Origin of the sequence: Paenibacillus sp. FSL R7-0026, assembly GCF_038004485.1 — a bacterium.
GTDB lineage: Bacteria > Bacillota > Bacilli > Paenibacillales > Paenibacillaceae > Paenibacillus > Paenibacillus xylanexedens_A.
The window spans coordinates 5945682-5963099 of record NZ_JBBORG010000001.1 but is presented as its reverse complement, the minus strand read 5'-3'; the positions used below and the strand labels follow the sequence as shown (position 1 = coordinate 5963099).

The following is a 17418-nucleotide window of genomic DNA, read 5'->3' as shown; positions in this document are numbered from 1 at the left end:
GGGTTTATGGGCTTTGAGGGTCTGTATTCCCGTCGTTTTCCCCTTTAAAACGCTAAAATCATTCAATTGACAAAGGCTCTCATCATTCAGTAAAATTAACTGGGATTGCAAGGGTGGCGTGGAAAATGGCCGATTCGAACAAACCAAATTCATCCCGTAACCATGACGATAATGTATGGAAAGCGATGGGACTCGTGACAGCTTTTGGGATCGAGATTGCCATTCTCGCTGTTGCCGGATATTACGCTGGCTCCTGGTTGGACAAGACCATCGGAGGTAACGGAATATGGATCGCCGTAAGCGTTCTCTTTTTTCTTGCGGCAGGCGGTGTAAGCATCTACTTTATCGCGAAAAAAATCATGGGGGAAAGTGATGAGTGAACTAACCAGATACCGCAGATCGATGACTGTTTTCGTCATGTACTTTCTTATGATTTGTTTTCTCGCAGCGGCCTTTATGCCACGTGTGGAGACAATTGCTTTGGGACTGGCCCTGGGTACAGGAGTTAGCTGGATCAATGCATTTTACCTGGGCTACAAAGTAAGGAAAATGTCTGATGATGCGGCAGAAGGTAACTTGAAGCGTGTCAACTTGGGATTTTTGACAAGAGCGGCATTCGCTGTGCTCGGTATATTCATATCGATGCGCTTTCCGCAGTACTTCAATACATATGCGGTTGCAGGCGGTCTCGTCATTGCACAATATTCCTTATTGATTATAGGGATTGTCTATTCCCGCAGAGCAGAATGATGTTAAGGGCTGCAGCTTTCAAGTCGAGAAAGGGGTGAGAAAAATATGCATGAAGCTCCAATTATTATGCTTGGCGGATTTCGACTGGATCTATCGGTTCTGTTGATGCTGGTAGTTACAGGTGCAATTGTTTTTATTTTTGCTGTACTGGCAACACGGAGATTATCCGTTGAAAATCCCGGCAAGCTGCAAAATTTTATGGAGTGGGCAGTAGAATTCGTCCGCAATCTGATTTCCAGCACAATGGATATGAAGAAAGGTAAACATTTTATCTCTCTCGCTCTTTCCATGATTATGTTCATTTTTGTAGGGAACATGCTCGGCCTTCCGCTCGTGGCTGTATCTGAGGTAACAGATGTTAATCAGGCACAGGTATTCGGTAAGCCGATTGTTACAGCGGTGGAGGCGTTTGAAAAAGCGCATGCCAAGGATCCTGAAGCACACCCACACGTTGAACTGGCCTGGTGGAAATCACCAACAGCCGACTTGTCTGTAACGATGGGACTAGCTCTTGTAGCGTTCCTTGTATCTCATGGACTGGGATTGTTCCGCAACACAAAAGGATATCTCCAGCATTACCTGAAGCCATTCGCCTTGTTCTTGCCAATCAACTTGATTGAGACGGCATCCAAGCTGTTGACACACGGTATGCGTCTATTCGCGAATATCTTCGCGGGTGAGGTACTGATCGCAACGATCCTGAAACTGACCACATTTAAAGTGTTTGGTGCTATTGCAGCGATTCCGCTACTTATGGTGTGGCAAGGCTTTAGTATCTTTATCGGCGCGATCCAGGCATTTGTGTTTGTTATCTTGATGATGGTGTACATTTCACAGAGCATCGAGACGCACGACGAGCATTAAGTTTCAAGCCCTACGAAGATTTCTTCACCAGGCTGAACAATAAAAAATTCGATTTATCATTTTAAGGAGGATATACAAATGGGAGCAATGGCATTAATCGCAGCAGCAATTGTTGCAGGACTGGGCGCGTTTGGCGCAGGTATTGGTAACGGTATGGTAATCAGCAAAACGGTGGAAGGTATTGCCCGTCAACCGGAAGCAAAATCCACTCTTCAAACAACAATGTTTATCGGTGTAGGTTTGATCGAGGTATTGCCGATCATCGGTGTGGTACTCGCGTTCATGTTCTATGGTATGGCTTAATTAAATTTTAAAGGTTTGGCGGGGAAGGCCATAGCCATCCGCGCCTTCTTTTTAGGTAATGTCCGTTCTAACGGATGACGTTTCAAGGATACCTCCAGGAAGGAGTGAACAGATTGAGTTTCATATGGGAAAATACGCTTCTTGCGATTGTTGCATTTGCAATTTTATATTGGCTGCTTAGCCGTTATGCCTTCGGGCCTTTGTTCTCCATTATGGAAAAACGTCGTGAACTCGTGATGACGCAGATGAATGAGGCTGCACAGACTCGGGAACAGGCCATTGCCTATGTGGAGGAACAAAAACAAGCTCTTGAGCAAGCACGTCAAGATGCTTACGACATCATTGAACAGTCCAAACAAACAGGTGGCAAACAAGCTGAATCGATTTTGGCTGATGCAAAAGCTGAAGCTAATCGTCTGAAAGACGATGCAGTACGCGAAATCGAGAGCGAGAAGAACAAAGCAGTCGCAGCACTTCGCAGCGAACTGGGTACAGCTTCCGTTCAGATTGCATCCAAGTTGATCAAAAAAGAAGTTGAGAACGGTCCTGCACAAGAAGAGCTTGTGAACCAATACCTCAATGAGGTAGGAGGCCGACAATGAGCCGCGATACGATTGTTGCCAAGCGTTATGCGAAAGCATTGTTCGAAGTTGCTCTTCAGCAACAGCAGGTGCTTGAGGTTGAACAGGAACTGGTTGCAGTAGTCAGTGCATTGACCGGAGATGCAGATATCGAGAAATTTATCGTATCCCCTAATATTTCTGATGAAGCCAAGCAGAACGTAATTCACTCAAGTCTTGATGGCAAGGTATCCGATTCAGTCCTTCGTACAGTCTTGTTGTTGATTGAGCGCGGTCGCGTTGAATTGCTGGGAGACTTGCTGAATGATTATCGGAAGATCCAAGGTGAGTCGCTGGGCATCGCAGATGCACGTGTCTATTCGACTTATGCGTTAAATGATGAAGAAAAAGAAGCGGTAGCCCGTGAATTCGGTGGCCGTGTGAATAAAAAGATTCGTATCGAGAACATTGTTGATCCGACTCTGCTGGGCGGATTGAAAGTCGCCATTGGCGATACGATCTATGACGGCAGCTTGGCTGGCAAGCTCGAACGTCTTGAGCAGTCTTTTAACAGACGAGTACAGTAGATTGGGGTGAGGACACTTGAGTATCAAACCAGAAGAAATCAGTACATTAATTAAGAGCCAAATCGAACAATACAAGACCGATATCGATGTAGTCGAAGTCGGAACGGTAATCGAGGTTGGTGATGGTATCGCTCGTGTTTACGGACTTGAGAACGTCATGTCCAACGAGTTGGTTGAATTCCCAAGCGGTGTTATGGGACTCGCCATGAACGTCGAAGAAAGCAATGTCGGTGTCGTTATCCTGGGACCTTACTACGATATTCGTGAAGGTGACCAAGTGAAACGTACTGGTCAAATCATGCAAGTGCCTGTAGGCGAAGCGTTGATTGGACGCGTTGTGAACCCGCTCGGTATTCCTGTAGATGGCAAAGGGCCAATCGCTACAACGGAATTCCGTCCGGTTGAAGGTAAAGCACCAGGCGTAATGGATCGTAAATCGGTTCATGAGCCGATGCAAACAGGGATCAAAGCCATTGATGCAATGGTTCCAATCGGTCGCGGACAACGTGAGTTGATCATCGGTGACCGTCAAACAGGTAAAACATCCATCGCGATTGATGCGATCCTGAACCAAAAAGGTAGCGGCATGAAGTGTATCTACGTGGCTATTGGTCAGAAACAGTCTACGGTTGCTCAAGTTGTGGAAACTCTTCGTCGTAAAGGCGCAATGGAGTACACAATCGTTGTAACTGCAGCAGCTTCCGATCCATCACCACTCTTGTACATCGCACCGTATTCCGGTTGTTCGATGGGTGAGTACTTCATGTACAAAGGCGAGCACGTTCTGGTTATCTATGATGACTTGACCAAACAAGCCTCTGCATATCGTGAGCTTTCCTTGTTGCTTCGTCGTCCACCGGGCCGTGAGGCTTATCCGGGTGACGTCTTCTACCTGCACTCCCGTTTGCTGGAGCGTGCTGCGAAGCTGAATGATGAACTTGGTGGTGGTTCTTTAACCGCACTGCCGTTTATTGAAACACAAGCTTCCGACGTATCTGCATACATCCCAACGAACGTAATCTCCATCACGGACGGACAAATCTTCCTGGAAGCTGACTTGTTCAATGCTGGACAACGCCCGGCGATCAACGTAGGTATTTCCGTATCCCGTGTCGGTGGTTCTGCTCAGATCAAAGCGATGAAAAAGGTTGCAGGTTCCCTGCGTCTCGACCTCGCTCAATATCGTGAGCTTCAAGCGTTCTCCCAGTTCGGTTCCGATCTGGATAAAGCGACTCAGGCCCGCCTGAATCGTGGTGCGCGAATGATGGAAATCCTGAAGCAAGGTGTTAACCAGCCTCTGCCTGTAGAACAACAGGTTGTCAGCTTGTACACTGCGGTTAAAGGATTCCTGGATGAGATTCCAACAGGTGATGTTACTCGTTTCGAGCGTGAGTTCCTCGCGTTTATGGAGAGCAGCCATCCGGAGATTCTTGCATCCATCCGTGATACTAAAGAATTGACTGCAGACAACGAAAATGCACTGAAAGGTGCAATTGAGAAGTTCAGAAAGAGCTTTGCTGTCTCTGTCTAAATAAATGATTGCAGGTGCGGAGTTGTCTAACCGATTCCGCATGTCTGCATGTAATACTTTGACTCTGTCAAAAAAGATGATGCTTACGATGTAGTTTTGACTTTGTCAAAACTTTAAGGTGGTGAAATCATGGCAAAAGGCATGCGCGAAATTAAGCGGCAAATTAAAAGCGTACAAAGCACCAAGCAGATCACCAAAGCAATGGAGATGGTAGCTGCTGCAAAACTGCGTAAAGCGCAGGAAAAAGCGGAAGCAGCCCGTCCTTATTCGGAGAAACTGAAGGAAGTTGTAGCTAGTATTGCATCAAGCACGCAAGGTATACAGCATCCGATGCTGGAGAGCCGTCCGGTCAAAAAGACAGCTTACCTCATCATTACATCGGACCGTGGTCTTGCAGGTGGATACAATGCGAACGTTTTGCGTCAGGTTAATCAGACGCTCAAAGAACGCCACAACTCCCAGGATGACTACGAATTGTTCGTCATTGGACGTAAAGGACGCGATTACTTCAGACGTCGTGAGATGGCGATGGCATCCACAACAACGGATCTGTCGGATTCGCCTTCATTTGCAGACATCAAATCCATCGCACACGAAGCTGTTCATGGGTTTGAACTGGCTGAATTTGATGAATTGTACATTTGTTATAACCGCTTTGTGAATGCGTTGACCCAGATTCCTACGGTAGAAAAACTTCTTCCGATGGAAACACCTGAGGTAACTGCTGCGGAAGGACCAACGGCAAGCTACGAATACGAGCCGTCTGCTGAGGCTGTACTGGAGGTTCTGCTTCCGCGTTACGCGGAAACACTGATCTATGGTGCGCTTTTGAACGGTAAGGCAAGTGAGCTCGGCGCGAAAATGACAGCAATGGGTAATGCAACCAAAAATGCATCCAAACTCATTAACGACTTGTCATTGACATACAACCGTGCCCGTCAAGCGGCGATTACGCAGGAGATTACGGAAATTGTGGCAGGTGCCAACGCAGCACAAGGCTAACCGTTTTTTTATTAATGAAGGCTTGCAGAGCAAAGATAAACGAACGGTACATTATTTTTGCAAAAGTAGCAGGCTTGTAGGAGGGGAACGTTAAGATGAACAAAGGACGCGTTGTGAGCATCATGGGTCCGGTTGTTGACGTCGAGTTTGATCGCGGCGGTCTGCCGGAAATCCTCAATGCCATTACGATCACTACAGTAAGTGAGAGCGGCGTTAGTGTAAACCTTACACTCGAAGCTTCGAAACATCTGGGTGACAACCGAGTACGTTGTATTGCGATGTCCTCCACGGATGGACTTGTTCGTGGTATGGAAGCTTTAGATACAGGAGCACCAATCTCTGTACCCGTCGGAGAAGCAACACTGGGTCGTGTATTTAACGTACTCGGCGAAGCAATTGATACTGGCGGTGCCGTAGCTGCTGAGCACAAGAACCCGATTCACCGTTCAGCACCTGCATTTGATGAATTGACTACCCAAGCAGAAATGCTGGAGACAGGAATCAAAGTTATTGACTTGCTTGCTCCTTACGCTAAAGGTGGTAAAATCGGTCTCTTCGGTGGTGCCGGTGTAGGTAAGACGGTAACCATTCAGGAATTGATCAACAACATCGCACAAGAGCACGGCGGTATCTCCGTATTTGCGGGTGTTGGTGAGCGTACACGTGAAGGTAATGACTTGTATCACGAGATGAGTGATTCCGGCGTTATCAACAAAACAGCAATGGTCTTCGGACAAATGAACGAGCCTCCAGGCGCACGTCTTCGTGTAGCCCTCACAGGTCTGACGATGGCGGAATACTTCCGTGATGAAGAAGGCCGTGACGTGTTGCTCTTTATCGATAATATCTTCCGTTTCACCCAAGCGGGTTCAGAAGTATCTGCCTTGCTTGGACGTATGCCTTCCGCGGTAGGTTACCAACCTACGCTGGCAACAGAAATGGGTCAACTGCAAGAACGTATCACATCAACGAAAAAAGGTTCTGTAACATCCATCCAGGCCATCTACGTGCCTGCGGATGACTACACTGACCCGGCTCCTGCAACGACGTTTGCTCACTTGGATGCAACGACGAACTTGGAGCGTAAAATTTCCGAGATGGGTATCTACCCTGCGGTAGATCCACTGGCTTCCAGCTCCCGGATCTTGTCCCCTGAAGTTGTAGGTGAAGAACACTACAGCGTAGCTCAAGGCGTTAAACGTATCTTGGCACGTTACAATGAATTGCAAGATATCATTGCAATCCTGGGTATGGACGAGTTGAGTGAAGAAGATAGAGCACTTGTATACCGTGCTCGTAAAATCCAACGTTTCTTGTCCCAGCCTTTCCACGTTGCTGAAGCATTTAACGGTATTCCGGGTAAATACGTTCCAGTTAAAGAAACGGTGCGCAGCTTTAAAGAGATTCTCGAAGGTAAGTATGATGATCTTCCGGAAGCAGCTTTCCTCTTTGTTGGTACAATTGAAGAGGCAGTGGAGAAAGCCAAAACACTGGTTTAGTCTGAATCCAGGATTGTCCTTATGAAGCGGGCTATCCTTCGGATATTTCAGGAGGGATGGAATTGAGCACCTTTTTGTTGGAAATCGTAACACCCGAGCGTTTGGTCTATTCAGAACAGGTGAATAGCATTACGGCTCGTGGTATTGAAGGGGAACTGGGCATTCTGCCAGGTCATATTCCTATGGTTACACCTTTGCAGATTGCACCAATCTATATCCATAACGGAAAAGAAAATAAACGAGTTGCTATCGGTGGCGGGTTTATCGAAGTTCGTAAAGATAAGGTTGTTGTACTCGCAGAGAGTGCTGAATTCCCGGAAAACATTGATGTGGATCGTGCGCGTGCGGCGAAAGAGCGGGCAGAACGTCGGCTTGCAAGCCAAAGCAATCAGGACCACTTTGATCACCGTCGTGCAGAGATTGCGCTGCAAAAAGCGGTTAACCGGATTAATGTGTTCGGCAAATAAACGATTCTTTGAAGCCTGGCGGCTTAGTCTGCCGGGCTTTTTTGAGTTTGTTGATAGAATTGTTTTATCGAATATATCAAAATGGCTGACTACACATCCATCCTATCCCTTCAGTAAACAGAAGTATTTTAAGCAAAATATTCACCGATTATGAGGATTTGAATAGAATGTAGGACTAAAGTAGTGGGCGCATTTACCACTAAGAGAACCATTTTTTTCATGAGTAAATTTAAATTATTTCCGAGGAAATGACAGAATCGATATCGAAATAGCGCTCTTTTATGTCGTTTTAGTCACAAAATCCCGGCATTTTAAAATTAAAATATTTTAGAAGTGGAAATCAATGTAATTGACAATGTATGATGAAAGAGCCTATATTCCATAGAGTCAGCAGAAGCAGGAAGCTGCGTAGTAGATTCCATAGTCATGCACAGCCGCATTGTTGCTGCTCGGTGATTGGGCATCAGGAGATTCCTGCCTGGCAGGAGTAAATCTGACAGTACGCTCAGTATGTTGTGCTCAAGACATTCCAGTATACTAACAAGTTATGGGTGCCGGGCATATGATATGCTGATCGCTGCAACAAATGTGGAGGTAAAGAATATATGGATACTGATTTGACGAATCAGGTGAACCAGGCGTTAAGCACCAACGGCTTGGTCTCAATCATCGTCTCCCTGTTATGTATAGCGTTGTCTTGGTGGGCTTTGACAAATCTCAAACTGGATTTAATCATCAGGCAACCACGAGGTGCTCAGGGAAGACTGTTGCATTTGTTGCTCGCCATCATTTTGGGGCATGCCGTTGCTGGCTTTGTCATTGACTACTTGTCCTGGACTCAAATGTTGCGTAATTTGTTTTAATGTTGAGATGGTTGGTTAATCATCTGTTAGGTTCTTCAAGCTGCTCATTGTCGAATAACATCGATTAATTGTGTTAACAATTAGAGTATGAGTTGTCGGTAAAAAAATTAAGAAAAAAATGTGACGTAAAATTGGATGAATTTGAGATGTTTTATGTAAAAATGCTTGTATCGTACAATTCAACAATGTTATGATGGAAGTTAGGGAATTCACAATTGTTCACTTATTTTGTAGTTATAAACGGGATATCCGGTTCATGCCGGCTAATAACCATCCCACTCTGTCTGTTCTGATGCTCTGCTGGCTTGTAAGACACTGATTTTTACATGCTGAATAGCAAGATGCACGGCACATGGTATCATTGATATGGATTATAAAAACCAATTCTTTTCTGAACAGACATCTGTGGCAATATGCCAGAATATGTCGAAATTCCACACACAGCAACAGTCCTTTCTAGCATAGTGGGGCTTACGTATTCCGGAATGAAGAAAAGGGAATAAAAGCGCGGAGGGAACCATGATGAGCAAATTTATCGTCCGCGGTGGCAAAAGGTTGACCGGAAGTGTCAAAGTTAGCGGCGCTAAAAATTCTGTTCTTCCGATCATCGCTGCCTCTCTCTTAGGGGAAGAAGGACAAAGCGTTATTATTGACGCGCCTCCTCTAGACGATGTGATGACGATTAACAAGGTGTTGGAATCGCTGGGAGCGGGAGTTACATACCGGGACGAAGTGATTACCGTAAATGCGGAGAAACTTACTTCCTGTGAAGCCCCGTATGAATGGGTAAGTAAAATGCGGGCGTCTTTCCTGGTCATGGGGCCTTTGTTGACTCGTATGGGTCATACAAGAATCTCACTTCCTGGTGGATGTGCCATCGGTACACGGCCTATTGATCAGCATTTGAAAGGTTTTGAAGCCATGGGCGCAGAGATCAGCTTGGGCCAAGGTTATATCGAAGCTCGTAGCCAAGGACGGTTGCGTGGCGCGAAAATTTATCTGGATGTGGCTTCCGTAGGTGCCACTCAAAATATTATGATGGCTGCAACATTGGCCGAAGGTGTAACTGTTCTGGAGAACGCGGCAAAAGAACCTGAGATTGTGGATCTTGCCAACTTCCTGAATGGGATGGGTGCCATCGTACGTGGTGCTGGTACTGGAGTGATCCGCATTGAAGGTGTGGAGAAACTGACAGGTGTTACACATACCGTTATTCCGGATCGGGTAGAAGCTGGTACGTATATGGCTGCTGCTGCAATTTCTGGTGGTGACGTGTACATTGAAGGTGCAATCTCTGATCATTTAGGCTCCGTTATCGCGAAGCTTGAAGAGATGGGTGTAACAATCCAACCGGATGAGAATGGCGTGCGTGTAATCGCAGATCGTCCTCTTAAGGCTGTGGATGTGAAAACATTACCATACCCAGGATTCCCGACAGATATGCAATCCCAGATGATGGCACTCTTGCTTGCATCTGAAGGAACAAGTGTCGTGACAGAGACTGTTTTTGAAAACCGATTCATGCATGTGGATGAATTCCAATTGATGAATGCGGAGATCAAAGTTGAAGGACGTTCGTCCATCATCACAGGTAATGCCAAACTGAAGGGTGCCAAAGTAACAGCTACCGATTTGCGTGCGGGTGCCGCACTCATTATTGCAGGTCTTGTTGCTGAAGGTACAACGGAAGTGGGCGGTGTTCATCACATCGACCGTGGCTATGTACATCTTGCTGAGAAGCTTAACGGACTTGGCGCTGACATCTATCGGATCTCGGTTGATGAGCCTAAGCTGGAAGCAACCAAAGCACCTAGTGAAAAAGTGGAGAAAGAAGTACCGATGTTTAAGGTGCAACCAACTTTGGCTTAACGCTGGTTTGAATAGAAAAAATATGGCCCCCCAATTATGAGTCACACAGTTGTGTGGATTATGAATGTGATGGAACGTATATTGTAAAAATGATAAAGCTAAGCCATCTGGCTTGGCTTTTTTTGTGTTTATTTTTAAGAAGACAACGAGATAGTTGATACCTGATTCTATTAATAGCTGGTCCTAACTTGTATAGCATAACATCGTATTCTGTCTCGATTCTGAACCAAATGAAAGAGCGTACTTTATATAGAGTGTCGGTTCCAATTAAACACCGGTATTCAGCGACAGATCAACGTTTCTAAGATGTACATAGCAAAAGAAAACAGAAAATTGAACAGAACGAATAGGGCCTCGTTTCTCTTAAATCAGGTTCTATCAGATCAAGCCAGCTCATAACCTAAACTATGGATTTGAACAACACGACCGGCACATGACCGGCCATAGATAACGGAGGGTTATATTCGAATGAAAGAAGCTCGTGTACAGGTAAAGGTACCCCTTGTCCCTCGTCCAGGTATGCAAGAGCCGGAGGGAAATACCATTTCTGGAGTGGAAAAAGACAAGCCTGCCCCATCGAACCTGAGGACTATTCCATCACAGCCTGCAAGATTATCCAATCCAGGGCGGGTGTCGACAGATGAGCTGAACGGACAGACAACCGAGCACTTTCATATACCTGTTATTGAGCTGGACCAGTTCCGCCGTGTGAAGCGTCGCCGAATGCGGACATTTGGACGAAAACCCCGTTGGGGGCGCAATACGACGCGATGGCAACCTGCTGCCGCTGTATCTGCCTTATTGGCAATGGCGTTGCTAATTCCGGTAATTCTGGTATGGCCGCGGACAAACGAATCACCAAAACCGGTGCCTGCTCCAACAGATTCAAGCAGTTCAAGAACCCCAGCTCCTGCGCCAGCCGTTCCTGTTACGTACCCTGAACCCAAAGTGCGCGTATACCTGTCTGCAACAGGCACAACGATGAATCTGCCATTGGAAGACTATGTTACCGGGGTAGTGGCAGCTGAGATGCCAGCGGAATTCAGATTGGAGGCGTTAAAGGCACAGGCGATAGCAGCTCGCACATTTATCGTGCGAAGACTTGCTGCTAGTGATACAAGCGGTGTTCCATCAGGTGCGGCGGATGTGACGGATACGGTCAGCCATCAGGTGTTTATTCCGCCAGATCAGGTGAAAGCGGATTGGACGCGTCTAGGGAAGGCAAAGGAATGGGAGAAGCTGCAACAGGCTGTACGCGAAAGTCGAGATACGGTGATGACCTATCAGGGCAAGGCAATCACCGCATCCTTTTTTTCCACAAGTAATGGGTATACCGAGAATGCCGAGGATGTATGGGGGAACGCTGTGCCCTATCTGCAAAGTGTAGACAGTCCGTGGGACAAAAATCTGGCACCAGGATTCAAGCAGACCGTTACCATGAAGCGTAATGAGATTCTGCAGAAGTTAAACTTGGATGCCATTCCGGTTACCACCCAGAAGAGTGGATCGTGGATGGAAGTATTGTCTACAACCAAAGGGCATCGGATTAAGGAAATGCAGATCGCAGGTGAAACATTCAGCGGCCCTGAGGTCCGTAAGCTGCTCGGATTAAGATCCAGCCAGTTCAGTTGGAAGACCACAGGTGATGAGGTCCAGATTACAACGTTCGGGTATGGGCATGGGGTTGGCATGAGCCAATGGGGAGCAAACGGCATGGCGCAGGAGGGACACACGGCCACCCAGATTCTCAAACACTACTATACCGGCATCTCATTCGGACAGGCATCCAAGATGCTTGCATCGAAGTAGGAGAGATGAACACGGATGGATAAATGTAAATTAATTCGAATGGATGCAAATGTGTGCAAATGTAAGGGGATGAGAGCTGTTTAGATTTGTTTGGACGAAATGATCAGGCTTCCCATATAAGCTTTGGCGCGCTAACGAATCTGACAGACCTTATTGGGCGTTATCAAGATGAATGAAAATTCTAACGAACCTCAGACACGCTATATCACGATATACCACCGAGCTGATCCGATAATAGCGCCCAAAAGAGTAATTAGCGTGTCTACGGTTCGTTAAAATTCCTAAGCCACGATTTCCCCGCCAATAAGGCCGCCTGAGTTCGTTAGAAATATTATATTATCTAATCATTAGCAAAATTGAGGGTACTGCCATTCACTACATGATCATTCCGCAATAAGCAAGCCGAACATCAGAATCAAAATGTTGAAATCAAGTTTCCAAGCCCTAAGTTTAAAAAATTGACTTATTTCCCTGTCTACCAAGCAACTTCTAACTATACTGTAACCATTCATGATTCATCTTCTTTCAAATCTAGATGTTAAATGGAACAGTCAGTAGTGGGGCGCCATGTCTATCCCTAATCTCACATCTCACTTTAAAGAACCTGGGCGGTTTAAATCTGCATTATCCAGTCACAACCTATATCATTTTGCTCTCCCGATAAATGAACTTCATAGAAGGATTGGCCTCTACAAGCCAATCCGGACCAGTCTACCAACACCCATTCCGGAGCTTTCGAGATTCGGCTATATATGCGGAGAGTTCTAGCGTATGGAGAGCGCAGGGGACAGAAAAGACCTGTAGAAACGAAGTGTCCGCCTTTACTACCGGATTTCACCTTTGAAGAAGCTGATAGAAGAAATCTGGTAGTAACCAGCGGTCGAAAGGTTTTCTGGCCCCGAAGCGGCGCATGTACTGCCACTCACCCCACACATATATAGCACTCTCTGAAACCTCCGTGAAAATAATTAGAGTCGCGCGTGTATAAAAGAGTTGCACCCGGTAACACTTGTTACTGAGGTGATTAACATGAATGAACAAAACAAAAAAACAAACCAAGAAGAAACTCCTAAAACAACTCAAGGAGTACCGGCTAGTCAGCCCTCTTCATGGAAAAGAGCAATGTCCAAACGCTGGGTCTTCCCGGCAGCCTACATCGCAGCAGCAGGCATTATACTAACCTTAGTGTGGGTCTATCAGGGAACAGGCGACAAAGCTATGAACCCGGACTCTGCTAAAGAAGCAGTAGAAACAGGCGCATCGGTGGGTACAGAAGGAACAGCAGTAGGCGAAGAAGAAAGTGTGGAAGTTGTTGCAAAGTCGGAGAATTTTGTATGGCCGGTAGCGGTACCGTCCGAAATTTCGGTAGTAAAACCTTTCTATGATAGCGAAGCTTCAACCGAGGAACATGAAGCGGCAATGGTGCAGTACAATGATACATTCATCCCAAACACGGGTGTGGATCTGGCTCGTGGGGATAACAAAACGTTTGAAGTAAAAGCAGCGCTTGCCGGTAAAGTTACCCGGGTTGAGCAAAATCCGCTCACAGGTCAGGTTGTGGAAATCACACACAGCGATAACCTAAAGACGGTATACCAAAGCTTGGCAGACGTCAAAGTGAAACAGGACGACGAAGTGAAACAGGGAGATGCGATTGCATCCGCTGGCGTCAATGAATTGGGTAAAACGCTTGGCAACCACCTTCACTTTGAAGTGTACGAAGACGGACAGCCAGTTAACCCGCAAGGATATCTTCCGGAAAAATAAATGAATTTTACCGTAGCAACATGATGGGCAGAGGGTTGAACCTCTGCTCTTTTTGTGCTTTTCAGAAAATAATGGGACCTTCGAAGCTTGTCACACCTCTAAACCGCGAATATATAGGCATGCTCCTCATATAATGTACCAAACTATCCACACAGTAGGGAGGCGGGAGCGTGCACGATTACATCAAGGAACGGACCATCAAAATTGGTCGCTGCATTGTTGAGACGAGGAATACGGTCCGTACCATAGCCAAAGAATTCGGCGTGTCAAAGAGTACTGTGCATAAGGATCTGACGGAGCGTCTGCCGGAAATCAACCCTGATCTTGCTGACCAGGTGAAACACATTTTGGAGTATCACAAGTCCATCCGCCATTTGCGGGGCGGTGAAGCGACCAAAATTAAATACAAAAAAACGAGTGGCAAGAAACGTGAGGTGTTGGCTTCCGCCAAATCGTAAGCATCTTCACAAAGACGTAGGCCAAAAAGCTCACACATGCATTGAATCCCTCCCCTGAAGTATGATATGTTAAAAGCTGGTACAGGATCGAATTATGACATCTTATCAGCCCGATTTTTACATATATATGTTGCACTTTGTCGAACGAGCGGTGACGTGATAAGGGACTCTTTTTCACAGGATACGCTGACCAAATAATATCACTTTGGGGGCTCTTTTATGTTTAGCAAGGATATCGGTATTGATCTTGGCACGGCGAACGTGCTTATTCACGTGAAAGGAAGTGGGGTTGTCCTCGATGAACCTTCCGTCGTGACCATTGAAAGAGATACGAAGCGTGTCCTTGCTGTTGGGGAAGAAGCGCGTCGTATGGTGGGGCGTACTCCAGGTAACATTGTTGCCATTAGACCGCTGCGTGACGGCGTTATTGCGGACTTCGAGATTACAGAAGCGATGCTCAGACATTTCATTAATCGTGTGGGTGCAAGAAGCTGGTACAGCCACCCTCGGATTCTGATCTGTGCACCAACGAACATTACTTCCGTGGAGCAGAAGGCCATCCGTGAGGCGGCAGAACGCAGCGGTGCCAAAGAAGTGTTTCTGGAAGAAGAGCCGAAAGCGGCAGCGATCGGTGCGGGAATGGATATTTTTCAGCCGAGCGGCAATATGGTCGTGGATATCGGCGGCGGTACGACTGACGTTGCAGTCCTTTCTATGGGCGACGTGGTCACCGCCTCTTCTATTAAAGTCGCAGGGGACAAGTTCGACGAAGCCATTATCAAGTTTATCAAAGCCAAGTACAAGCTCATGATCGGTGAACGGACCGCTGAAGATATCAAAATTGCGATTGGTACCGTACATCCGGGTGGACTTCAAACGGAGATGGACATTCGCGGACGCGATATGGTATCCGGTCTGCCTGTTACCGTAACGGTATCGGGAAATGAAGTACAGGAAGCACTTTGGGATTCCGTGCAATCCATCATCGTGGCAGCCAAATCGGTATTGGAACGTACACCGCCTGAATTGTCAGCGGACATTATCGACCGTGGTGTTGTATTGACTGGTGGAGGTGCATTGCTGAACGGACTGGACGAGCTTTTGTCCAATGAATTGCATGTACCGGTATGGGTGGCGGAAGATCCAATGCACTGTGTCGTGAAGGGGACAGGCATAATGCTTAATAATTTGGATCAGGTGGTTAAGAAAAAGTTCTAATCTGCCGATATAAATAGCAAAGGTTCGCCATGCTCGGAAAGCAGAACGGACAAGCAGCCAACCTGCGATGCAGGTCAAGCGCTTGAGGAGAGGGGTTAATTCATGTTAAGAGGTCTGTACACCGCTACTGCGGGAATGATTACGCAACAACGCCGCCATGACACAGCAACACAGAATATCGTAAATATGAACACCACGGGATACAAACAGGTGAACAGCGTAAGCCGTTCCTTCCCGGAAATGCTCATTACTTTGGTAGGCGGAGATGCAAATCTTCCAACAAAGCGGCTGGGCAAGCTGAACACGGGGGTGTTCGCGGAAGAGAGTTTGTCCATGAATTTGCAGGGGACCATTATGGAGACTGGGCAGAAAAATGATTTTTCCATTTCATCCAATATGACTGTCAATGATCCGCAGACTGGACAACCTGTCCCGTTTGACGCATCAGGCAAATTTGTACGGGCCGACGGCACGGTGACTTACCAGCCTCAGGCGTATTTTACAGTTCAGGATGCAGAAGGTAACACCGGATATACACGCGATGGTCACTTCGAGATAACAGGAACGGGACAATTGCTGAGTTCAACAGGTTCACAAGTGTTGGATAATAATGGACAACCCGTAGTGTTGACAGGTTCCGTAGAGCAATTTAAAGTGGATGAGCAAGGTCGTTTAGTGGATGCAGCAACAGGTGCACCAACAGGGGTTACTCTTGGCATTAGTGTCATTGACCAGCCGAATCAACTGGTTCGTCAAGGTGATGGCAATTTCAGTCTCAGCGATGCAAACGGGGCAACGTCCCGGATGATGGCAGCTGGTGATAATGTGCAGATCCGTCAGGGATACCTGGAAGGTTCCAATGTTGATGCCTCACAGGCAACGGTTGATATGAACGCTGCATACCGTGCGTATGAAGCGAACCAGAAGATCGTACAATTCTACGACCGCAGTCTGGATAAAGCCGTCAATGAAGTCGGGCGTGTATAACGCCGACGTTTAAATATAACCGCGCAGCGGGAGGTTAACCACCGATGAATAATTCCATGATTAGTGCCAAGGTTTCCATGACTGCCATACAGCAGCGTCTGGATGTCATTTCCGATAATATTGCCAACGTGAATACGGCAGGCTATAAGAGCAAGCAAGCGGCCTTCGAGGATGTGCTGACCCGGGTTCAACAACAACCGGATAAGTACAAACTGGATGGACGTTCCACACCGATGGGATATAACCTCGGTTTTGGTGCTCGTTTGGCAGATGTAACGAAGGATATGTCTCAAGGCCCCTTGAACGAGACTGGTCTTCCGACCGATCTGGCCATTGAAGGAAATGCGATGTTTGCAGTTGAAGCGAATGGGGAGAAAATGTGGACACGTCAGGGTGCATTTCATTTTGTACCTGATACAAGACCTAAGCCTACTCCGAATTCACCTGATATGATGGTGATGGTCAATGGCGAAGGCCACTTTGCCCTGGATCGTCAAGGCAATCGTATTACCGCACCGAATAATAGCAAAGTTGCTTTTGATGAAAATGGCAACCTGTTAATCCGACGCGGTAATGCGGCAAACGCAACCATTGGAGCACAGCTGCAAGTGGTAGACATTGAACGTCCTGAGGGGCTGGTGCAGTTTGCGGATAACCTGTTTGGTCTGGACGCGGGATTAACCGAAGATGATGTATTTGGCGCTAATGCAGCTACACGTCAAGCAGCGGCCTTGATCCGACCAGGATTTCTGGAGCAATCCAACGTTGATCTGACACAGGAGATGTCTTTGCTTATGCAAGGACAGCGGACATATCAGCTGGCGGCAAAGGCGCTAACTTCAAGTGATTCCATGTTGGGTCTTGCCAACAATATGAGAGCGTAA

General features: G+C 46.8%; 18 protein-coding genes. All 18 read left to right on the top strand.

Annotated elements, in window-relative coordinates:
* Window positions 1–125 precede the first annotated feature (125 nt).
* The 18 genes from MKY44_RS26195 to MKY44_RS26110 all read left to right on the top strand — a co-directional run bounded on the left by MKY44_RS26195 (window position 126) and on the right by MKY44_RS26110 (window position 17418).
* Window positions 126–380 (top strand): AtpZ/AtpI family protein, encoded by a 255-nt coding sequence (locus MKY44_RS26195; RefSeq protein ID WP_017691931.1) that lies wholly within the window; start codon window positions 126–128, stop codon window positions 378–380.
* Window positions 373–750 (top strand): ATP synthase subunit I, encoded by a 378-nt coding sequence (locus MKY44_RS26190; RefSeq protein ID WP_017691932.1) that lies wholly within the window; start codon window positions 373–375, stop codon window positions 748–750. The genes MKY44_RS26195 and MKY44_RS26190 overlap by 8 nt, the downstream gene beginning before the upstream one ends.
* Window positions 751–795: 45 nt before the next feature.
* Entirely contained in the window at window positions 796–1614 is an 819-nt protein-coding gene (atpB, locus tag MKY44_RS26185; protein WP_221821822.1) for a F0F1 ATP synthase subunit A, read from the top strand.
* 78 nt (window positions 1615–1692) lie between these two features.
* A complete protein-coding gene (gene atpE / locus MKY44_RS26180; RefSeq protein WP_017691934.1) occupies window positions 1693–1917 on the top strand; it encodes a F0F1 ATP synthase subunit C in 225 nt (74 codons plus the stop codon).
* Window positions 1918–2030: 113 nt separating this feature from the next.
* Entirely contained in the window at window positions 2031–2519 is a 489-nt protein-coding gene (atpF, locus tag MKY44_RS26175; protein WP_036612568.1) for a F0F1 ATP synthase subunit B, read from the top strand.
* Window positions 2516–3064 (top strand): F0F1 ATP synthase subunit delta, encoded by a 549-nt coding sequence (locus MKY44_RS26170; RefSeq protein WP_036612565.1) that lies wholly within the window; start codon window positions 2516–2518, stop codon window positions 3062–3064. Before atpF ends, MKY44_RS26170 begins: the two co-directional genes overlap by 4 nt.
* A 16-nt stretch (window positions 3065–3080) precedes the next feature.
* Complete coding sequence (gene atpA / locus MKY44_RS26165) at window positions 3081–4595, top strand: F0F1 ATP synthase subunit alpha (RefSeq protein WP_047840700.1); 1515 nt, start codon at window positions 3081–3083, stop codon at window positions 4593–4595.
* 129 nt (window positions 4596–4724) lie between these two features.
* Window positions 4725–5597, top strand: a complete 873-nt coding sequence (atpG, locus tag MKY44_RS26160) for an ATP synthase F1 subunit gamma (protein ID WP_076209796.1) — start codon at window positions 4725–4727, stop codon at window positions 5595–5597.
* Window positions 5598–5692: 95 nt separating this feature from the next.
* Entirely contained in the window at window positions 5693–7096 is a 1404-nt protein-coding gene (gene atpD / locus MKY44_RS26155) for a F0F1 ATP synthase subunit beta (RefSeq protein ID WP_047840699.1), read from the top strand.
* Between the two features lie 62 nt (window positions 7097–7158).
* Window positions 7159–7563: a F0F1 ATP synthase subunit epsilon gene (locus tag MKY44_RS26150; protein ID WP_091036299.1), complete on the top strand. Its 405-nt coding sequence runs from the start codon at window positions 7159–7161 to the stop codon at window positions 7561–7563.
* 605 nt (window positions 7564–8168) lie between these two features.
* The gene (locus tag MKY44_RS26145; RefSeq protein WP_017691941.1) at window positions 8169–8426 is read left to right on the top strand and encodes a DUF1146 family protein; all 258 of its coding nucleotides are present in this window, start codon (window positions 8169–8171) and stop codon (window positions 8424–8426) included.
* Window positions 8427–8948: 522 nt separating this feature from the next.
* Window positions 8949–10295, top strand: a complete 1347-nt coding sequence (gene murA, locus MKY44_RS26140; protein ID WP_082762960.1) for a UDP-N-acetylglucosamine 1-carboxyvinyltransferase — start codon at window positions 8949–8951, stop codon at window positions 10293–10295.
* A 468-nt stretch (window positions 10296–10763) separates the two neighbouring features.
* Window positions 10764–12104, top strand: a complete 1341-nt coding sequence (gene spoIID, locus MKY44_RS26135; RefSeq protein ID WP_341009203.1) for a stage II sporulation protein D — start codon at window positions 10764–10766, stop codon at window positions 12102–12104.
* A gap of 1029 nt (window positions 12105–13133) precedes the next feature.
* The gene (locus MKY44_RS26130; protein ID WP_091036305.1) at window positions 13134–13871 is read left to right on the top strand and encodes a M23 family metallopeptidase; all 738 of its coding nucleotides are present in this window, start codon (window positions 13134–13136) and stop codon (window positions 13869–13871) included.
* 170 nt (window positions 13872–14041) lie between these two features.
* Window positions 14042–14329, top strand: a complete 288-nt coding sequence (spoIIID, locus tag MKY44_RS26125; protein WP_024632710.1) for a sporulation transcriptional regulator SpoIIID — start codon at window positions 14042–14044, stop codon at window positions 14327–14329.
* A 219-nt stretch (window positions 14330–14548) separates the two neighbouring features.
* Window positions 14549–15547: a rod shape-determining protein gene (locus MKY44_RS26120; RefSeq protein WP_341009202.1), complete on the top strand. Its 999-nt coding sequence runs from the start codon at window positions 14549–14551 to the stop codon at window positions 15545–15547.
* 102 nt (window positions 15548–15649) lie between these two features.
* On the top strand, window positions 15650–16534 hold the full coding sequence (locus MKY44_RS26115) for a flagellar hook-basal body protein (protein ID WP_341009201.1): 885 nt from the start codon (window positions 15650–15652) through the stop codon (window positions 16532–16534).
* Window positions 16535–16578: 44 nt separating this feature from the next.
* The gene (locus MKY44_RS26110; protein ID WP_076319216.1) at window positions 16579–17418 is read left to right on the top strand and encodes a flagellar hook-basal body protein; all 840 of its coding nucleotides are present in this window, start codon (window positions 16579–16581) and stop codon (window positions 17416–17418) included.